Genomic DNA, 17,854 nt, shown 5'->3' on the forward strand with positions numbered 1-17,854 from the left:
GCTTTTGGCGTCAATCGGTTATACGCATCCGGGGCCCGCTGAGCCCGGCTTTATTGTGACCGCCTCTGGCGGTACGGTCGGCCTTGCCGACCCAAGGAGAAAGACATGAAAATAACCCGAAAACTGCTGCCTTTACTGGCGGCGGTGCAGTTGGCTATGGCCGGCGCAGGCACGGCTCAGGCCGCTTATCTCTCCGTCGGCTACTTCAACGGCGGCGGCGACGTCACCGCCGGCCCCGGTGGCGACATCGACAAGCTGGACGTCACGCAAATCACCCACCTCAACTATTCGTTCGGCCTGATCTACAACGGCGAGAAAGACGAAGCCAATGCGGCGCTGAAAGACCCCGCTCGCCGCCACCAGATCTACCTGTCGCCGAAGGTAACGGCCGATCTGCAACGGCTGCCGGTGCTGCGCAAACAGAACCCCGAGCTGAAAGTGCTGCTGTCGGTCGGCGGCTGGGGCGCACGGGGCTTCTCCGCCGCTGCGGCGACTGCGGAAAACCGGGCGATATTCATCCGCTCCGCGCTGCAGGTGATCGCACAGTATCAGCTGGATGGTATCGATCTGGACTGGGAATATCCGGTGAACGGCGCCTGGGGGCTGGTGGAAAGCCAACCGGCAGACCGCGACAACTTCACCCTGCTGCTGAAAGAGCTTCACCAGGCGCTGGGTAAAGGCAAGCTGTTAACCATCGCCGTCGGGGCCAACGTCAAAAGCCCGCAGGAATGGGTCGATGTGAAAAGCATTGCCCCTTACCTCGACTACATCAATCTGATGACCTACGACATGGCTTACGGCACGCAGTATTTCAATGCCAACCTGTACGATTCAAAGCGTTGGCCAACCGTGGCGGCCGCCGACCGTTACAGCGCCGATTTCGTGGTAAAGAATTATCTGGCTGCCGGACTGAAACCGGCAAAGATGAACCTGGGCATCGGTTTCTACGGCCGGGTACCGAAGCGGGCGACCGAGGCGGGCATCGACTGGGACAAGCCGGACGCCGCCAAACATCCGGTGACGCAGCCATACTTCAGCACGCGCGAAACCGCCCTGTTCAACGCGCTGGGGCTGGATCTCGGCAAAGACACCTACTTTAAATACCACGATATCGTCAGCAAATTGCTCAACGATCCGCAGCATCGTTTTCGCGAGCACTGGGATGACGACGCCAAGGTACCTTACCTGACGCTGCAATCCGCCGCAGGCAAACCGCTGTTCGCCATCTCCTACGAGAACCCGCGTTCGGTGGCCATCAAGGCCGAGTACATCAAAAGCCAGGGATTGGGAGGGGCGATGTTCTGGGAGTACGGCGCGGACGATAACAACCGGCTGGCACAGCAGCTGGCGGAATCGCTGGGTATCAAGGGCGAAAAACGGTAAACCGACGGGGCGATGGCGTCATCGCCCCGCTTTAGGGCAACCTTACTGCGGTTTGAGTTTGGCCAGCGGCTCGGCAACGAACTGCTGTTTCAGCTCTTGCTTGCTCTTCATCACGATCTGCCCGTCGGTGCCGATGCTCATGTGCTGCGGATCGACGTTGTTCATCGACTGCCACAGCATCACCGCCTGCAGGCTGTTTTCTTTTTGCTCCGGCGTCAGCGCCACGCCATCCGGCCATTTGCCCAGCTCAACCGCCTGTACCAGGCGCTGGTATATCTCGGGCGTCATCGCCGCAATCAGATCTTTCACGTCCATCAGAGCCCTTCTCGCTTACAGATGAATAATTAGCTGAATCGATTTTGTTGGTTAAATTACCACTTAGCCGGCCGTTTGGTCGCCATTTTCGCCATCGGTGAAACTCAGCGAGGCGGAGTTGACGCAATAGCGGTCGCCGGTCGGCTGCGGGCCATCGGGGAAAACGTGCCCCAGGTGCGCGTCGCAATGACCGCAGCGGATTTCAACACGGTGCATATTATGTGAATTATCATCAAGATAACGGATTGCATCGGCGGAAACCGGCTCATAAAAGCTCGGCCAGCCGCAACCGGAATCGTATTTGGTTTCGGAATAGAACAGCGGCTGGTTACAGCACAGGCAATGGTACACGCCCTCGCGCTTGTTGTGCAGCAATTTGCCGCTGAACGGCGCTTCGGTGCCGCGCTGTTGCGTCACATAACGTTGGATTTCATTCAGTTCCGTGACCGGATGACCGGGGGTTGTCTCTTTAGCCATTTGTGCTTATCTCTGAATGTGGATAATGTCAACGAAAACAATGATTAATAATAACAAAAAATTAACACCGCTGCAGGGGTTTTTGGCCTAAACTGTAGCCCATAAAGGCCACGTCACGATGATATGTGATAGCGATCACACATCTTGCGTATGCTGACTTTATACTTGGCGGCTTGTCCCCATATAACGGATGAGGCCGAGCGCAAATGGACTGTGCAATAAGCGTGCAAAACCACCCTTCCGGTTTGACTTGCCGCAAGAATTGACACGATTCCGCTTGACGCTGGGTAAGGTTTTTGTAATTTTACAACCAACCTTTTATTCACTAACAAATAGCTGGTGGAATATATGACTATCAAAGTAGGTATCAACGGTTTTGGCCGTATCGGTCGCATTGTTTTCCGTGCTGCTCAAGAGCGTTCTGACATCGAGATCGTTGCAATCAACGACCTGTTGGACGCAGAGTACATGGCTTACATGCTGAAGTATGACTCTACTCACGGCCGTTTCAACGGTACGGTAGAAGTTAAAGACGGCCACCTGGTTGTTAACGGCAAAACCATCCGTGTTACCGCAGAGAAAGACCCGGCTAACCTGAAGTGGAACGAAGTGGGTGTTGACGTGGTTGCTGAAGCGACCGGTATCTTCCTGACCGACGAAACCGCACGTAAACACATCACCGCTGGCGCTAAAAAAGTCGTTCTGACTGGCCCATCCAAAGATGCGACCCCAATGTTCGTGCGTGGCGCCAACTTTGACAAATATGCCGGCCAGGACATCGTGTCCAACGCCTCTTGCACCACCAACTGCCTGGCGCCACTGGCTAAAGTCATCAACGACAACTTCGGTATCGTTGAAGGCCTGATGACCACCGTTCACGCGACTACCGCCACTCAGAAAACCGTTGATGGCCCGTCCCACAAAGACTGGCGCGGCGGCCGCGGCGCATCCCAGAACATCATCCCTTCTTCTACCGGCGCAGCGAAAGCGGTTGGCGTTGTTCTGCCAGAGCTGAAAGGCAAACTGACCGGTATGGCGTTCCGCGTACCGACGCCTAACGTATCCGTTGTTGACCTGACCGTGCGTCTGGAAAAAGCGGCTACCTACGAAGAAATCAAGAAAGCCATCAAAGATGCCGCTGAAGGTTCTATGAAAGGCGTTCTGGGCTACGTTGAAGACGACGTGGTTTCCACCGATTTCAACGGCGAAGTGCTGACTTCCGTGTTCGATGCCAAAGCCGGTATCGCACTGAACGACAACTTCGTGAAACTGGTTTCCTGGTACGACAACGAAACCGGTTATTCCAACAAGGTTCTGGACCTGATCGCTCACATCTCCAAGTAATGGCATGATGTTAAGCTGATAATGAGGGCGACATTTTTGTCGCCCTTTTTTATTTGTCTCTCCGGCAAACATTAAGGTAATGAAATGAACGAGAAAATTTTCACCCTGCCCGTTTCCGAACAGATTTCGCCTTACATCAGCCAGCGTCAACTCGATGAGCTGGGCGTGGTTGTGGTGTCGCACCCGAAAGTGCGCGCGGCCGTCGCGCTGCAAGGCGCCCATTTGCTGGCCTGGCAGCCCAGCGGTGAGCAGCCGGTGATTTGGCTCAGCAGCAATACCCCCTTCGCCAAAGGCAAGGCCATCCGCGGCGGCGTGCCGATCTGCTGGCCGTGGTTCGGCCCGGTAGCCCAACCCTCCCACGGTTTTGCCCGTAATCAGCCCTGGAGCCTGACGGCGCACGATGAAGATGACAACGGCGTCATCCTGACCTTTACCCTGAAAGACAATGAGCAGACCCGCAAACTGTGGCCGCACGCCTTCACGCTGATTGCCCGCTTCAAGCTGGGTGTGGAGTGCGAGATCGAGTTGGAATCGCACGGCGATTATCAGGCTACGGCGGCGCTGCACAGCTACTTCCAGGTCGGCGACATCGATCGGGTCAGCGTGGCGGGCCTGGGCGAGCCTTATATCGACAAGGTGGCGGGCGGCGCTGAGGCGCGCCAGGCGGGCGAAGTGACCTTCGTCGGCCAAACCGATCGCGTCTACACCCGCCCGGAGGCCTTCAGCCAGATCCGCGATCCGGCGCTCGCGCGCACCATCGAGGTTCACCACCATCATATGAGTGACGTTATCGCCTGGAACCCGGGCGTAGAGCTCTCCTGCAGCATGGGGGATATGCCGAACGACGGTTACAAGACCATGGTCTGCGTAGAGACCGGGCGCGTCAGTAAACCGCTGGTCGCCGCCGGCGAACAACCGGCTCGTTTGGGTGTGACCTTCCGCAGCCGTAAGAAAGCCTGAAAAGCCGTGCGCGGCAGCGCACCACAGATGTGCAAAAGGGGCGCCAGCGCCCCTTTTTGATGCACGCCATGCACGATGATCGTGCAATGCGTGATTAGAAGGTGTAGCTCACACCCGTCATCAGCAAACCGGTGTAGGATTTATCCACCATCGGACTGTCTTTCACTTCATCAGACAACTTCACATAGCGGCCGACGAAGAAGGCATTCCAGCTTTTGTTGATCTGGTAATTGGCGCTCAGCTCGAGATAAGGCGCCCAGCTATCGCCTGGGGTGTAGCTGTCAAGGCCGCTGCGGCGCGATTCATTGGCGCTGACGCCATAGTAATATTTGTTCTGGTTCTTGCTGTTCCACATCACGCCCACGCCTGGGACCAGCGTCAGCGCGTCCAGATCAAACTTGTACAGGTAAGCCACATCGCCCACCAGACCGTTGCTGTTGTTCAGCGTGTCGCCGGTGAAGGTGGTGCGGAGGGTGCCCCACTCGGCGTTGTGCGAGTAGGCCAGGCCGGCCATCAGCGTGCCGCGGCGCTTGTCGAGACGCTTCATGCGATCGTCGTCGCTGTCGCCCGGACGATAGCCCCATGGCGTGTAGTAACCCATGATGCTCAGCTGGTTTTCTTGATCCTTCCACAGGTAGTAACCGGCGGTCAGAGTACGGAAGTAGAAGTCGTCACCTTCATAGTCGATAACGGGCACCGGATAAACGCGGTCCTGATAACCACGATACGCGTCCGGGCTAACCAGCGCGGCAGCGCCGAGTGACCAGGTTCCCGCCTGAGCACTTTGCGCACAAACCATTGCGGAAGCGATAATTGCTAGCGTTTTGAGTTTTGAAATCTTCACTGGTTCTTTTTCCATAAATTACAGGGTTAATAGCTGCAACAGTTTATGTGAAAATTTAGTTACGCGCCTAATCTTTACAATAGAAAACGACCAAGATCGAATAACTTATAGCGGAATTATGAATTAATCATGGCGGAACGGTGACGTTTCATCCCGCAGGCCGCGCCAGACAAGGCATTTGGCTCACACGGTAATAACTGAGTCATTGATATGACTTAAAAAAAGCTTTTTCTGCGGCAGGAAATTTTCCGGCAAGCAAACTAAGCTTAAATCAGAAGGTGAATTTATCCTGGGCCCAGTGGCATACAGCGCAACTCGCGATAATAAGCGCACCAAGTTGGCATACGGGTTGCTGTACTCAGGCGTATTCTCATCTTTCGGGAGCCAGAACACTATCACACGCTCTCTTTAACCTGTGCTAATAACGAAAGGACGGGCATCATGAACATATTTGACCACTATCGCCAGCGCTACGAAGCTGCCAAGGACGAAGAGTTCACACTGCAGGAATTTCTTACCATTTGCCGGCAAGATCGCAGTGCCTATGCCAACGCGGCCGAACGTCTGCTGATGGCTATCGGTGAACCTGTGATGGTCGACACTGCGCTAGAATCACGCCTGTCGCGCCTGTTCTCCAACCGCGTGATCGCACGCTATCCGGCCTTCGAAGAATTCTACGGCATGGAAGAGGCCATCGAACAGATCGTCTCTTACCTGAAACACGCCGCCCAGGGCCTGGAAGAGAAGAAACAGATCCTGTACCTGCTCGGCCCGGTGGGCGGCGGTAAATCCTCGCTGGCGGAACGCCTGAAGGCGCTGATGCAGCGCGTGCCCATCTATACCCTCAGCGCCAACGGCGAACGCAGCCCGGTCAACGATCATCCGCTGTGCCTGTTCAATCCGCAGGAAGATGCCTCGATCCTGGAAAAAGAGTTCAACATCCCCAGTCGCTATCTCGGCACCATCATGTCGCCGTGGGCGGCCAAGCGCCTGCATGAGTTCGGCGGCGACATCACCAAGTTTAAAGTCGTGAAAGTGCGCCCTTCCATTCTGGAACAGATCGCCATCGCCAAAACCGAACCGGGCGACGAGAACAACCAGGACATCTCTGCGCTGGTCGGTAAAGTGGATATCCGTAAACTGGAGAACCACGCGCAGAACGATCCGGACGCCTACGGGTACTCCGGTGCCCTGTGCCGCGCCAACCAGGGGATAATGGAATTCGTCGAGATGTTCAAAGCACCGATCAAGGTGCTGCACCCGCTGCTGACGGCGACCCAGGAAGGTAACTACAACGGCACCGAGGGCATCTCCGCCCTGCCGTTCAACGGCATTATTCTGGCGCACTCCAACGAATCCGAATGGGTGACCTTCCGTAACAACAAGAACAACGAAGCGTTCCTCGACCGCGTGTACATCGTCAAGGTGCCTTACTGCCTCCGCGTGTCGGAAGAGATCAAGATTTACGACAAACTGCTGGACCACAGCGAGCTGACCCACGCGCCCTGCGCGCCGGGCACCCTGGAGACGCTGGCGCGGTTTAGCGTGCTGTCGCGGCTGAAAGAGCCGGAAAACTCGAGCATTTACTCGAAAATGCGCGTGTACGACGGCGAAAGCCTCAAGGATACCGATCCGAAGGCCAAGTCCTATCAGGAGTACCGCGACTACGCTGGGGTTGACGAAGGCATGAACGGCCTCTCTACCCGTTTCGCCTTTAAAATTCTCTCGCGAGTGTTTAACTTCGATCACGCCGAGGTGGCGGCTAACCCGGTGCACCTGTTCTATGTGCTGGAACAGCAGATCGAACGCGAACAGTTCCCGCAGGATTTGGCCGAGAAATACCTGGAGCACCTGAAAGGCTACCTGATCCCGAAATACGCCGAGTTTATCGGCAAGGAGATCCAGACCGCCTATCTGGAATCCTACTCGGAATACGGACAGAACATTTTCGATCGCTACGTGACCTACGCGGACTTCTGGATTCAGGATCAGGAGTATCGCGATCCCGATACAGGTCAGCTGTTCGACCGTGAGTCCCTGAACGCCGAGCTGGAGAAAATTGAAAAGCCGGCCGGGATCAGCAATCCGAAAGATTTCCGTAACGAAATCGTGAACTTCGTGCTGCGTGCCCGCGCCAATAACAACGGCCGTAACCCGAACTGGACCAGCTACGAGAAGCTGCGCACCGTGATCGAGAAGAAAATGTTCTCCAATACCGAAGAGCTGTTGCCGGTGATTTCGTTCAACGCCAAAACCTCGACGGACGAGCAGAAAAAACACGACGACTTCGTCGACCGTATGATGGAGAAAGGCTATACCCGTAAGCAGGTGCGCCTGCTGTGTGAATGGTATCTGCGGGTCAGAAAATCCTCATAACGCCTCAGGTAAGCGGCATTATCAGGGCCATGTCCACCGTCATGGACGTTGCAGCGCAGCCCACGGAGGGGCGGCACATTGCGCTGCAGCGACCGGGACATGAAGAGTTGGCAACGTCGTTTGGGGGAAGTATGGCCTATTTCATTGACCGACGGCTGAACGGCAAAAACAAGAGCATGGTGAACCGCCAGCGCTTCTTGCGTCGTTACAAGTCGCAAATCAAACAGTCGATTGCCGAAGCCATCAACAAGCGTTCGGTCACCGACGTAGACAGCGGGGAATCGGTCTCCATCCCCACTGACGATATCAACGAACCGATGTTTCATCAGGGGCGCGGCGGCACGCGCCATCGGGTGCATCCGGGCAACGACCACTTCGTGCAGAACGATCGCGTTGAGCGGCCTCAGGGCGGATCAGGCGGTGGCGGCGGCCAGGGCAACGCCAGCCAGGACGGTGAAGGCCAGGATGAGTTCGTCTTCCAGATTTCCAAAGACGAGTATCTCGATCTTTTGTTCGAAGATCTTGCCCTGCCCAACCTGAAAAAGAACCAGTACAAGCAGTTGACCGAGTTCAAAACCCACCGCGCAGGCTATACCGCCAACGGTGTGCCGGCCAACATCAGCGTCGTGCGATCGCTGCAAAACTCGCTGGCGCGGCGTACCGCCATGACCGCCGGGAAAAGGCGCGCGTTGCACGAACTGGAAGACGAGTTGAACCAGCTGGAAAACACTGAACCGGTGCAGTTGCTGGAAGAGGAGCGGTTGCGCAAGGAGATTGCCGAACTGCGCAAGAAAATCGAAAGCGTGCCGTTCATCGACACCTTCGATCTGCGCTACAAAAACTATGAGCGCCGGCCGGAACCCTCCAGCCAGGCGGTGATGTTCTGCCTGATGGACGTGTCCGGCTCGATGGATCAGGCGACCAAAGATATGGCCAAACGTTTTTACATTCTGCTTTATCTGTTCCTGAGCCGTACCTACAAAAACGTCGAGGTGGTCTATATTCGCCACCACACCCAGGCGAAAGAGGTGGACGAACAGGAGTTCTTCTATTCGCAAGAAACCGGCGGCACCATCGTCTCCAGCGCGCTAAAGCTGATGAACGACGTCGTCGAAGAGCGCTACGACCCGACGCAATGGAATATCTACGCCGCGCAGGCGTCGGACGGTGACAACTGGGCCGACGATTCACCGCTGTGTCATGAGCTGTTGGCGAAGAAGCTCCTGCCGATGGTGCGTTATTACAGCTATATAGAAATCACTCGTCGCGCTCATCAGACGCTGTGGCGCGAATATGAGGATCTGCAGGCGAAATTCGACAACTTCGCCATGCAGCATATCCGCGAGCCGGACGATATTTATCCGGTATTCCGCGAACTGTTTCGCAAGCAAACCGTGTGAATAGCACCGCGCGAACGTCACCACAGCCGGAGAATGACATTTTCCGGCTGTTTCTTTTTCACCATTATATATTCAGAATATCTATGTTTAATTTTTAAACAAACCCAATATCAATAATAAGCCACATTGCCCAGAACGGCCCTCCCTATTATTTGCGCTTCTGAGGTTATTCCTAAACATTCGCCTCCTGGCCCGCACGGCTTGATAGGAATATTCCCATTCAGTTATCGTTACCTCATCGCTTAAGTCCTTTACTAAGCGAAATTTGCCTCATTTTATTTTTCCATGGCTTCTCAGCCCTCCACGGCGGGCATTTACCTGTCAGCAGGTTAGACATCATGATCGACTACACTCTCTATGGCCTCAACAAGCAAGATGTTGATGAATACCATAAGCAAATATGCTGCCTGCTCGGCAAAAGCGTGCTGCTGGTGCTGACCGCCAACAAGCCGATAACCAAACAGAATCTGCTCGCCTGCCTTATCCAGGAGGTGGAAAAACAACCCGATGATTATTTTCAGAGACTGCATCGTGCAGCAATAGAAATGATCGGCGTCAACGGGCGTTAAGGCGATATGCGCAAGGCGGAAATCTACGCCATTATTGCCACCCTCGTGGTGTTAATGATGATGTTCATCATTACCCTTGATAGCGATATCAACCCTTATCCTTAATAAGCGCCTATTACGCCGGCTCTTTAGCCCGACGTAATAGACAGTCTGTTGCGGGCTGTCACCTTGATTACCTTTCTGCCCTGGCTTTATTCATAACCGGCCGCTTCGTCAATCAATCCCGCCACCTCTGCGGCATGGGAAACCAGCGAAGCATGACTGGCATCCAGCACCATAACTTTCTTGGCCCGCAGCCGCTGCGCCATGTGCCGCTGATTCTCCGGCGCTATCATGCGATCGTCGCTGGAGAGCTGATACCATGACGGTTTATGTTTCCATGCCGGTTCGCCGATGGTGTTACCGAAGGTATCGGCCAGCGGAGCCTTCTGCGCCACCACCATCACCAGCGCTTCGTCGGCAGTCAGATCCTGGCAAAAGCTCTCGTGAAACTTGTCGGCTTTGATCCACAGATAGCCGTCGCTGTCCGGGGCCAGATTCGCCACCGCCGCAGGAGGATGCGCTTGCGTAATACCGCCGGGGCTTTCTCCGGCGTCCGGCGCAAAGGCGGCGATGTAGACCAGGCCGACCACATTAGGCAGGTTGCCCATTGCCGTGATCACGGCACCACCGTAAGAGTGCCCCACCAACAATACCGGCCCCGCTTGCTGCGCGACCATCTTGCGCGTGCGTTCCGCATCCTCAGCCAACGAGGTCAGCGGCATTTCCACCGCATGCATCGCCGAATATCCCCTACGCGACAACTCGAGGATGACCTTACTCCAGTGCGCGGCGCCGCCCCAGAATCCGTGTACCAGCACGATAGTGGGTTTTGTGCTCATTGCCGACTCCTTCATCTTAGGGAAGCGCTATAGACAGATAAACTGCAGCCCTTAAGGGGCGCGCCTTGCTACCGGCGACGTCACGCAGTCCTCATTTTTATATAGTCAGGCTCGCGGCGTTCGGCAATAGCTACGACGGGTTAACGCACGCGATTTCCCGGCATCGCCATGGCCTATCCACGCAGCGTGCAAAGCAAAAAACGGGATTAAAACTAGGATTTTTACCCATACCGATCTAAAATCTCGCGCAAAAACAAAGAGAAGTAAATTTAGCTCACCGGGAAAAGGAATGAAGTTGTGAAGGAAATGATCTCCATCGTTTTTATGGCATGCCTGCTGGCGCTGCTGTTTTCGTGGCTGTTCGTCTACGGTCTTAACATTCATTAAACCTGCGGCGACAATAAATCCCCCTCCCTGGCTGGCAAGCAGCGCATCGGGACGATGCGCTAAAACCGCCCCCCCAAAGTGCCCACGAAAGCAAAACCTGACGCCATTCCGCCTTAACCTTTCCGCCCACAGATACATCAATAATATTTACGTATAACAGTCCTATCCCCTTTCTGCGTCCCTCGTCGACTTTTTTCTGACCTAGCGTAGCCCCCCAAACAGAGGGCTTGCCAGACGCAAAATGTTACCGGTAACTATGTTGTTGATTTCTTTTTGTAATAACCGGAAAGCCGTTAATAACCCTACGTTCTTTATAGAAATAAATTATGCATTCTTATGGATAAAGGTATGAATAAACGGCCTTTGGTCATTGATTATCACCCGCCAAGCTCCTAGAATTCGCGCGTAAAAATACAACTGGGATCGGGTTTCATGTCGTCGCTGTGGGTTGCAACGCAATACTGTTATTTTATTGGTCTGTTAGTTTCTATGATTTTCACCTACCTGGTTAGCCGGGACACCGTCAAAATACGCTGTATCAGCGCACTGACCATCGGGTTAACCTGGCCGTTGAGCCTGCCGGTCGTGTTGCTGTTTTCGCTGTTCTAATCCCCCAACAGACCTCGCGCGGGTTTGGGTTTTTAAACAGCCATGCTAATGAAAAAGGGAAGGCCGCCGGCGTCGCGGATTTTTGGCGTGGGATAAAAAAACGCCAGCGCAAGGCTGGCATGAAAACTGGAAGCAATGTGAGCAATGTCGTGCCGGCTCGGGGGGCACAGAAGGAGACAACCCTTTCCCCTCACCGGCGAAAAGATGATAATACGTCTCATTATTGATTGTAAAGTCATTTCCCTGCGCAACGTTTTCCCTTTGGGAAAATATCAGCCGCGCGGCGCTCGCCAGCACCGATACAACCGCCCCGTCCCCCACACCAGCAGCCACAGAAAAATATTCATCCCCAACCAGAGCATCAGCAAGTAGAAGAAAGTTTGATAACCGGGTATGCCCCGGTCGGCCAAAAACGGGTTGAAGTGCAAAAATTTGACGATCGCGAAGGGGTTAAGATTGAAACGGTTGAACACGGCCGCCGTCAACAGCGGCGGCAACAGCGTGTAAAACGCCAGGCTGAACAGCAGCAGAATCTTAGAGCCCGAAGTGTTTTTATAATCTTTCATATCAATATATTGCGTCTTTCACCATGGTGCAGAAACCGCCAAATAGTCACACGCCAGCCGACCCCGCGCACGAAAAAGAGTTCCAGGCCAGCGCGGAAATAAAGCCGATCCTGTGTTTAATCGTCATTTAGCGCGCGGGTGATATATACCCTGTGAATTTTAAATTACGATGCCGCCGCGCCGTCTTCAACCGCAGCGTTTGCCGGGCATCATCAGGAGGCATTAATGAAACCGGACGCACTCGCCCTGCCGCCGAGCCCGAAAAAGCTCAAAGTAATCTACGGCTGGTATATTTACGTGATCTATATCCTGCTGGTTTTCAACATTTACATGGCGGTCTACAACGTCTGCGTTCGGCATCCGCTTGAGGCGCCCCTGCTGTCGCTGTTTCACAGCCTGTTCCTCGCGCTGATGCTGCAGCAGGTGCTCAAGAAGAACGTCGTTTTCGCTTGGATCTTGCTGAGTTATTTTATCCTGATGCGCCTGTATTACGCCAATGTGCTGCATGTTGAATTCACGCTGGTGAGCCGCGGCCTGGTGCTGCTGATTCTGACGCTGCTGCTTACCGGTGCCGTGGCCGTCGGGCAACTGGCCACGCCCCCGCAGCGGCATGACTGGCTGGCGCGGCTGGGTTGGCGGCAATGGGGCGCGCTCACGGCGCTGGCGGCCATCCTGACCCCGTTGATTACCACTGACTACCTGGGGTAAACACGGCGCTATTTGGGGATATGGGGCTCGGAAATGTCTACGATGCGGCATATTTTGGTGTAGTTGCCCGCCTTCTCACAGATCTTGTCCGTGACAAACACGCTAAGGTAGCCCAGCAGCAGCAAGTAGCCAACCATGCACAGAATAAAGATAAGCGTTCTCACCGATAGCGACCAACCAGACAAGAGTATCCCAAGCATCATAACCTGAACGCGGCGCTTTAAAAGGATTTCATGTGCGCACCGGCCGCATCGGCGCACGTTCTGTAGTAACATTAAGCTACCACGCCAACCACCGGAAACGCCGATGCACCATCTGATGTTAGATATTGAAACCCTGGATATAAAACCCAGCGCCGTCATCCTGGTGGTTGCGGCGGTGTTTTTCGATCCCCGAACCGGGGAGCTGGGCGCCGAATTCGAAGCCGCCGTCAGCAGCCAGAAAGACCAACCGGGCCGTACCATCAGCCTGGATACGGTCGCCTGGTGGGCGAAACAGTCCGATGAAGCGCGCAAGCAGGCCTTCGGCGGCACCGAGAGCCTGAAGCGCGTGCTGAGCAGCCTTAGCCGCTTCATCCATATGAACAGCACCGATACGGTGAAAGTCTGGGGCAACGGCAAAGAGTTCGACTGCGCGATCCTCGAGCACGCCTTCCAGCAGCTGGAAATGCCCTGCCCGTGGAAATTCTGGGATACTCAGGACGTACGCACGGTGATCACGCTGGCGGAACTGCACGGCTTTAACCCGAAAAAGACCCGCCCGTTCGAGGGCATGCCGCATCGCGCGCTGGATGATGCTCGCCACCAGGCCCGCTATGTGGCCGATACCGTCTCGGCGCTCTATTACCGCCAGGGGGCGCAGCGCTGACCCGCTTTGCCCCTTTTCATTTGCCGCCAGAGTCTCTACTCTAGCCCTCTTTGTCACTCGGACGTGCCTTTCCTGTTATGCAAAAGTTTCTGTTTATGCTTCTCAGCCTGGTGCTGCTCGGCCCATTAGGCATCGATCTTTACCTGCCGACCATTCCCGCCATTGCCGTCGGCCTCGGCAGCAGTGAAGCGCTGATCCAATCCACCATATCGCTGTTTATACTGGTGCTCGGCCTCGGCCAGGTCATCGCCGGCCCGCTGGTCGATAACTATGGACGCAAGCCGGTGGCGCTGGCCGGCATTATCCTCTACATGATCGGCGCCGCGATGGCGGCGCTGGCCACCAACCCGACTGTTTTCATCGCTTCGCGTCTGCTGCAAGGGGTGGCGGTTTGCTGCACCGCCGTCGTCGCCTTCAGCGGCGTGCGCGATCGCCTGAATGGCGACGACGCCGCCCGCGCTTTCGGTTTTCTCAACGGCACGCTGAACATCATCCCAGCGCTGGCGCCGCTGCTCGGTGGCCTGCTCGCCGAAGCCTTCGGCTGGCGCGCGCCTTTCTGGTTCCTGGTCGGCTATGCGCTGCTGGTGTTGGCGCTCATCGCGCTGCGCTTGCCGGAAACCCGCCCCGCTGATACCGTGCCGGTCAAAGGGCTGCCGGTGCGCCAATACGCGCGTATCCTCAGCGAACGCCGCTTCCTCTCCTTTGCGGTGGTGAACTCCGGGGCGATGGGCATGGCGCTGACCTACGTTTCTCTGGCACCGAACGTGCTGATGGGTACCGCCGGCCTGACCCCGCTGCAATTCTCGCTGGTGTTCGGCGCCAACGGTTTCTGGATCATGCTGGTGAGCTTCTTCGCCAACCGCATCATCCACAAGGTCGGCCGCCCGGTTTGTCTGGCGACCGGCGGCATGTTGATGGGGCTGGGCTGTCTGGGCCTGCTGCTGGGAGTCATGCTGTTGCCTGCAACGGCACAAGCGCACTGGCTGGCGTATATGCTGCCGGTCGCCAGCGCCTGCGCTGGGTTGGCGTTCGTGATGGGCCCGGCCACCAGCTACGCGCTGGAGCCGTATTCCAATGAGGCCGGCGTCGCGTCCGCGCTGGTCGGTTTCGTGCAGATGGCGGGCGGCGCCGCGCTGGGTTTGGTGGCGATGGCGTTGCCGCTGCAACCCAAGCTCTCGCTGGCGCTGGTGATGCTGGCAGGCTGCCTGCTGGCGCTGCATGCGCGGCGGCTCAGCAAGCAGATTAAAGGGCAGATTAGAAAAGTCGCCTGAGCCGCGGCTCAGGCTTCGGTGACGACCGGCACCCGCGCCGCTAAGGCCGACAGCAGCTCATAGCCTAACGTCCCTGCCGCCGTGGCCACCTCGTCCACCGGCAGGCGTTTCCCCCACAGCTCCACTTCGGCGCCCAGTTCGACTTGCGGACAGGGCGTCAGATCCACCGCCAGCATGTCCATCGATACCGTTCCCAGCGTGCGCGTCAGTACACCATCCACCCATACCGGCGTACCGGTCGGCGCATGGCGCGGATAGCCGTCGGCATAGCCGCAGGCCACCACGCCGATACGCTGCGCGCCGGCGGCGCTGTAACGGCCGCCGTACCCCACGCGATCGCCAGACTTCAGCTGTTGAATGCCGATGATCTCGCTGCTCAGCGTCATCGCCGGCTGCAGCCCCGTCGCCGCAACATCATTCCAGCAACCGCTCGGCGAAGCGCCATACAGAATGATCCCAGGGCGGACCCAGCTGCCATGGGTCGAAGGGTGCCACAGCGTAGCGGCCGAGTTGGCCAGGCAGCGCGGCAGCGGTATATCGGTAGCCGCCGTCTCGATAGTGGCCATCTGCTGGGTTACGCCTTCCGGGCCGTCGGCGGTAGCGAAATGGCTCATCAGCGTCAGTTCGGCGATATTGGCAACCGCCTGCGCCCTTTGCCACACCTCGCGCAGCCGCTCAGGTGCAAACCCCAACCGATTCATGCCGCTGTTCACTTTCAGATAAACATTGAGCGGCGCGCTCAGCGTGGCGTCGGCGATCGCCGCCAGCTGCCAGTCGCTGTGCACCGCCGTCGTCAGGCGATAACGATCGAGCAACGCCAGATCCTGCGGCTGGAAGAAACCTTCCAGCAGTAGAATCGGCCCTTGCCAACCCGATTCGCGCAACAGCACCGCTTCGGCCAGATCCAGCATGGCGAAGCCGTCGGTTTGCGCCATGCTGCGCCAAACGTGTTTGATACCGTGGCCATAGGCGTTGGCTTTGACCACCGCCCACACTTTGGCGCCGGGGGCGAAACGGCGCACCACCTGCAGGTTATTTTCAATCGCGCCGAGATGCATCGTGGCGGTTATGGGACGGGGCATCGGTTCTCCTTGGGGCAGCATACAGCGGCCACGCGCGCCTGCGCGTGGCCGGGAAAGTCTATGACAGCGTCGACGATTAACGTGCGGGATGCACGTCGTTCAGCGGAACCGCGTGTTGCTGGCGAAACCCGGCGCTGTAACGCGCCACCGCCAGATCATCGGAAGGGATCGCCGGCGTAATACCGGACATCAGGTCGGACAACAGCTGCCCGGAACCGCAGGCCATCGTCCAGCCCAACGTGCCATGCCCGGTATTGAGATACAGGTTCTTCAGCGAAGTGCGGCCGACAATTGGCGTGCCGTCCGGCGTCATCGGCCGCAGGCCGGTCCAGAACGTCGCGTCCTCCACTCTGCCGCCGTTCGGGTAGAGATCGCGTACCACCATCTCCAGCGTTTCGCGCCGTTTTTGCTCCAGCTGCGTGTTGAAACCGACGATCTCCGCCATGCCGCCAACGCGAATACGCTGGTCGAAGCGCGTGATGGCGATTTTATACGTCTCATCCAATACCGTAGAGAACGGCGCCGCCGCTTCGTCGGTGATAGGAATGGTCAACGAATAGCCCTTCAGCGGGTAAACCGGTATCGACACCAGGCCGCGCAGCAGCGCCGTGGAGTAGGAGCCGAACGCCACCACGTAGCTATCGGCCTTGAACACTTCCTCGCCACACTGCACGCCGGCGATCTTGTCGCCCTCCACCAGCAGACGATCGACGCTGCGGTTGAACAGAAAAGTCACGCCCGCCTGCTCTGCCATCTTCGCCAGCTGTTGCGTAAACAGCTGGCAATCGCCGGTCTCGTCGTTCGGCAGCTGCAGACCACCGGTCAGCTTGTGCGCCACCTGGGCCAGCGCCGGCTCAACGCTGGCGAGCTGGCTGGCCTCCAGCAGCTTGTAAGGCACCCCGGCATCTTCCAATACCGCAATGTCTTTCGCTGCGTTTTCGAACTGTTGTTGGGTGCGGAACAGCTGCAGCGTGCCGCCCTGGCGGCCTTCGTACTGGATGCCGGTTTCCTGCCGCAGCGCCTTGATACAGTCGCGGCTATATTCTGCCAGGCGCACCATGCGGCCTTTGTTGGTCATGTAGTGTTCGGTGTTGCAGTTTTTCAGCATCTGCCACATCCAGTTGAGCTGGAAGCTGCTGCCGTCGAGACGGATCGCCAACGGCGCATGGCGTTGGAACATCCACTTGATGGCCTTCAGCGGCACGCCCGGCGCCGCCCAGGGAGCGGCATAGCCCGGTGAAATCTGCCCGGCGTTCGCCGCGCTGGTTTCCAGTGCAGGACCTGGCTGACGATCGATCACCGTCACCTCATGCCCCGCCTTCGCCAAATACCAGGCACTGGCTACGCCCACCACTCCACTACCTAAAATTACCACTCGCATCGCTGACTCCAGCTCAAGGCTTCACAAAGCATAATCTTCTGCTCACAGGAAATTAACTCAGTGAAAAAATCCGTCCAACAACTTCATCATCAAACGTGACAATATTCACAATTAATTTATCGTCGATGGGTTCTGCATTTGCAATAGCCACCTGAAAATAGCGATAAGATGCGGTTTAAGGGGGGATACGGCGTCAGAGCACCGCTGATTCGATAGCAATGCTAGCAATGATAGCAAGAAAAAAAGGCGTGATAAGTAACAATGATTTAACAGAATATAAAAATACCACTCATCACATAATCAGAATAAAAAACCAATAAAATTAAAAAAACCAAAACAACAGACAAAGAGAGGCGTTTCTCCTCGCAGCAGAAAAATCGCGTAAAATTTCAGCGAAAAATTAACCTTTATTTTACTACCGGAATAAAACGACC

The 17,854-nt window shown here is 56.4% G+C and carries 17 protein-coding genes; 10 read left to right on the plus strand and 7 right to left on the minus strand.

Features of this window, described 5'->3' with window-relative positions; translation table 11 throughout:
- Positions 1 to 105 precede the first annotated feature (105 nt).
- Positions 106 to 1,383, plus strand: coding sequence for a glycoside hydrolase family 18 protein (locus V8N38_RS13870; protein ID WP_147839874.1), 1,278 nt, complete (start codon positions 106 to 108; stop codon positions 1,381 to 1,383).
- 42 nt (positions 1,384 to 1,425) lie between these two features.
- On the opposite strand, the gene V8N38_RS13875 is transcribed toward V8N38_RS13870, so the two are convergent.
- Both V8N38_RS13875 and msrB read right to left on the minus strand, forming a co-directional pair.
- On the minus strand, positions 1,426 to 1,698 hold the full coding sequence (locus V8N38_RS13875; protein ID WP_033634809.1) for a YeaC family protein: 273 nt from the start codon (positions 1,696 to 1,698) through the stop codon (positions 1,426 to 1,428).
- Positions 1,699 to 1,761: 63 nt separating this feature from the next.
- Positions 1,762 to 2,175 (minus strand): peptide-methionine (R)-S-oxide reductase MsrB, encoded by a 414-nt coding sequence (msrB, locus tag V8N38_RS13880; RefSeq protein ID WP_004932219.1) that lies wholly within the window; start codon positions 2,173 to 2,175, stop codon positions 1,762 to 1,764.
- Between the two features lie 348 nt (positions 2,176 to 2,523).
- Between msrB and gapA the strand changes: the two genes are divergently transcribed.
- Together gapA and V8N38_RS13890 are read left to right on the plus strand one after the other, a co-directional pair.
- Positions 2,524 to 3,519, plus strand: coding sequence for a glyceraldehyde-3-phosphate dehydrogenase (gene gapA, locus V8N38_RS13885; protein ID WP_004932222.1), 996 nt, complete (start codon positions 2,524 to 2,526; stop codon positions 3,517 to 3,519).
- Positions 3,520 to 3,603: 84 nt separating this feature from the next.
- A complete protein-coding gene (locus tag V8N38_RS13890) occupies positions 3,604 to 4,479 on the plus strand; it encodes a D-hexose-6-phosphate mutarotase (protein ID WP_060423843.1) in 876 nt (291 codons plus the stop codon).
- A gap of 94 nt (positions 4,480 to 4,573) precedes the next feature.
- Here the strand turns inward: V8N38_RS13890 and V8N38_RS13895 are convergent, their stop codons facing one another.
- Positions 4,574 to 5,338 carry a MipA/OmpV family protein gene (locus V8N38_RS13895; RefSeq protein WP_015378103.1) on the minus strand — a complete coding sequence of 255 codons (765 nt, stop codon included), beginning with the start codon at positions 5,336 to 5,338 and terminating at the stop codon, positions 4,574 to 4,576.
- A 426-nt stretch (positions 5,339 to 5,764) separates the two neighbouring features.
- On the opposite strand from V8N38_RS13895, the gene yeaG reads away from it, so the two are divergent.
- From yeaG to V8N38_RS13910, 3 genes are all read left to right on the plus strand, one after another.
- Complete coding sequence (gene yeaG, locus V8N38_RS13900; protein WP_004932230.1) at positions 5,765 to 7,699, plus strand: protein kinase YeaG; 1,935 nt, start codon at positions 5,765 to 5,767, stop codon at positions 7,697 to 7,699.
- 131 nt (positions 7,700 to 7,830) lie between these two features.
- A complete protein-coding gene (locus V8N38_RS13905) occupies positions 7,831 to 9,099 on the plus strand; it encodes a YeaH/YhbH family protein (protein ID WP_147839873.1) in 1,269 nt (422 codons plus the stop codon).
- 338 nt (positions 9,100 to 9,437) lie between these two features.
- Positions 9,438 to 9,668 (plus strand): hypothetical protein, encoded by a 231-nt coding sequence (locus V8N38_RS13910; RefSeq protein ID WP_060423848.1) that lies wholly within the window; start codon positions 9,438 to 9,440, stop codon positions 9,666 to 9,668.
- A gap of 191 nt (positions 9,669 to 9,859) precedes the next feature.
- On the opposite strand, the gene V8N38_RS13915 is transcribed toward V8N38_RS13910, so the two are convergent.
- Positions 9,860 to 10,549, minus strand: a complete 690-nt coding sequence (locus V8N38_RS13915) for an alpha/beta hydrolase (protein ID WP_147839872.1) — start codon at positions 10,547 to 10,549, stop codon at positions 9,860 to 9,862.
- Between the two features lie 819 nt (positions 10,550 to 11,368).
- Here V8N38_RS13915 and V8N38_RS13920 point away from each other — a divergent pair.
- Positions 11,369 to 11,545: a GhoT/OrtT family toxin gene (locus V8N38_RS13920; protein ID WP_033634815.1), complete on the plus strand. Its 177-nt coding sequence runs from the start codon at positions 11,369 to 11,371 to the stop codon at positions 11,543 to 11,545.
- A gap of 272 nt (positions 11,546 to 11,817) precedes the next feature.
- Here V8N38_RS13920 and V8N38_RS13925 read toward each other — a convergent pair whose 3' ends face one another.
- Positions 11,818 to 12,111 carry a hypothetical protein gene (locus V8N38_RS13925; RefSeq protein WP_147839871.1) on the minus strand — a complete coding sequence of 98 codons (294 nt, stop codon included), beginning with the start codon at positions 12,109 to 12,111 and terminating at the stop codon, positions 11,818 to 11,820.
- 225 nt (positions 12,112 to 12,336) lie between these two features.
- Here V8N38_RS13925 and V8N38_RS13930 point away from each other — a divergent pair, with 225 nt between their 5' ends.
- From V8N38_RS13930 to V8N38_RS13940, 3 genes are all read left to right on the plus strand, one after another.
- A complete protein-coding gene (locus V8N38_RS13930) occupies positions 12,337 to 12,819 on the plus strand; it encodes a hypothetical protein (protein WP_060423854.1) in 483 nt (160 codons plus the stop codon).
- 306 nt (positions 12,820 to 13,125) lie between these two features.
- Positions 13,126 to 13,686, plus strand: a complete 561-nt coding sequence (locus V8N38_RS13935) for a 3'-5' exonuclease (protein WP_060423857.1) — start codon at positions 13,126 to 13,128, stop codon at positions 13,684 to 13,686.
- 77 nt (positions 13,687 to 13,763) lie between these two features.
- Positions 13,764 to 14,957, plus strand: a complete 1,194-nt coding sequence (locus V8N38_RS13940) for a multidrug effflux MFS transporter (protein ID WP_060423860.1) — start codon at positions 13,764 to 13,766, stop codon at positions 14,955 to 14,957.
- A gap of 8 nt (positions 14,958 to 14,965) precedes the next feature.
- On the opposite strand, the gene dadX is transcribed toward V8N38_RS13940, so the two are convergent.
- Positions 14,966 to 16,039 (minus strand): catabolic alanine racemase DadX, encoded by a 1,074-nt coding sequence (gene dadX / locus V8N38_RS13945; RefSeq protein WP_060423863.1) that lies wholly within the window; start codon positions 16,037 to 16,039, stop codon positions 14,966 to 14,968.
- Between the two features lie 76 nt (positions 16,040 to 16,115).
- Positions 16,116 to 17,420 carry a D-amino acid dehydrogenase gene (locus V8N38_RS13950; RefSeq protein ID WP_060423866.1) on the minus strand — a complete coding sequence of 435 codons (1,305 nt, stop codon included), beginning with the start codon at positions 17,418 to 17,420 and terminating at the stop codon, positions 16,116 to 16,118.
- Positions 17,421 to 17,854 lie beyond the last annotated feature (434 nt).

This window comes from Serratia nevei, from assembly GCF_037948395.1.
Lineage (GTDB): Bacteria > Pseudomonadota > Gammaproteobacteria > Enterobacterales > Enterobacteriaceae > Serratia > Serratia nevei.

Excerpts from the sequence above, each read along its gene's own strand:
- V8N38_RS13870 (WP_147839874.1), top strand. The coding sequence starts at position 106 with ATGAAAATAACCCGAAAACTGCTGCCTTTACTGGCGGCGGTGCAGTTG.
- V8N38_RS13875 (WP_033634809.1), bottom strand. The coding sequence starts at position 1,698 with ATGGACGTGAAAGATCTGATTGCGGCGATGACGCCCGAGATATACCAG.
- msrB (WP_004932219.1), bottom strand. The coding sequence starts at position 2,175 with ATGGCTAAAGAGACAACCCCCGGTCATCCGGTCACGGAACTGAATGAA.
- gapA (WP_004932222.1), top strand. The coding sequence starts at position 2,524 with ATGACTATCAAAGTAGGTATCAACGGTTTTGGCCGTATCGGTCGCATT.
- V8N38_RS13890 (WP_060423843.1), top strand. The coding sequence starts at position 3,604 with ATGAACGAGAAAATTTTCACCCTGCCCGTTTCCGAACAGATTTCGCCT.
- V8N38_RS13895 (WP_015378103.1), bottom strand. The coding sequence starts at position 5,338 with ATGGAAAAAGAACCAGTGAAGATTTCAAAACTCAAAACGCTAGCAATT.
- yeaG (WP_004932230.1), top strand. The coding sequence starts at position 5,765 with ATGAACATATTTGACCACTATCGCCAGCGCTACGAAGCTGCCAAGGAC.
- V8N38_RS13905 (WP_147839873.1), top strand. The coding sequence starts at position 7,831 with ATGGCCTATTTCATTGACCGACGGCTGAACGGCAAAAACAAGAGCATG.
- V8N38_RS13910 (WP_060423848.1), top strand. The coding sequence starts at position 9,438 with ATGATCGACTACACTCTCTATGGCCTCAACAAGCAAGATGTTGATGAA.
- V8N38_RS13915 (WP_147839872.1), bottom strand. The coding sequence starts at position 10,549 with ATGAGCACAAAACCCACTATCGTGCTGGTACACGGATTCTGGGGCGGC.
- V8N38_RS13920 (WP_033634815.1), top strand. The coding sequence starts at position 11,369 with ATGTCGTCGCTGTGGGTTGCAACGCAATACTGTTATTTTATTGGTCTG.
- V8N38_RS13925 (WP_147839871.1), bottom strand. The coding sequence starts at position 12,111 with ATGAAAGATTATAAAAACACTTCGGGCTCTAAGATTCTGCTGCTGTTC.
- V8N38_RS13930 (WP_060423854.1), top strand. The coding sequence starts at position 12,337 with ATGAAACCGGACGCACTCGCCCTGCCGCCGAGCCCGAAAAAGCTCAAA.
- V8N38_RS13935 (WP_060423857.1), top strand. The coding sequence starts at position 13,126 with ATGCACCATCTGATGTTAGATATTGAAACCCTGGATATAAAACCCAGC.
- V8N38_RS13940 (WP_060423860.1), top strand. The coding sequence starts at position 13,764 with ATGCAAAAGTTTCTGTTTATGCTTCTCAGCCTGGTGCTGCTCGGCCCA.
- dadX (WP_060423863.1), bottom strand. The coding sequence starts at position 16,039 with ATGCCCCGTCCCATAACCGCCACGATGCATCTCGGCGCGATTGAAAAT.
- V8N38_RS13950 (WP_060423866.1), bottom strand. The coding sequence starts at position 17,420 with ATGCGAGTGGTAATTTTAGGTAGTGGAGTGGTGGGCGTAGCCAGTGCC.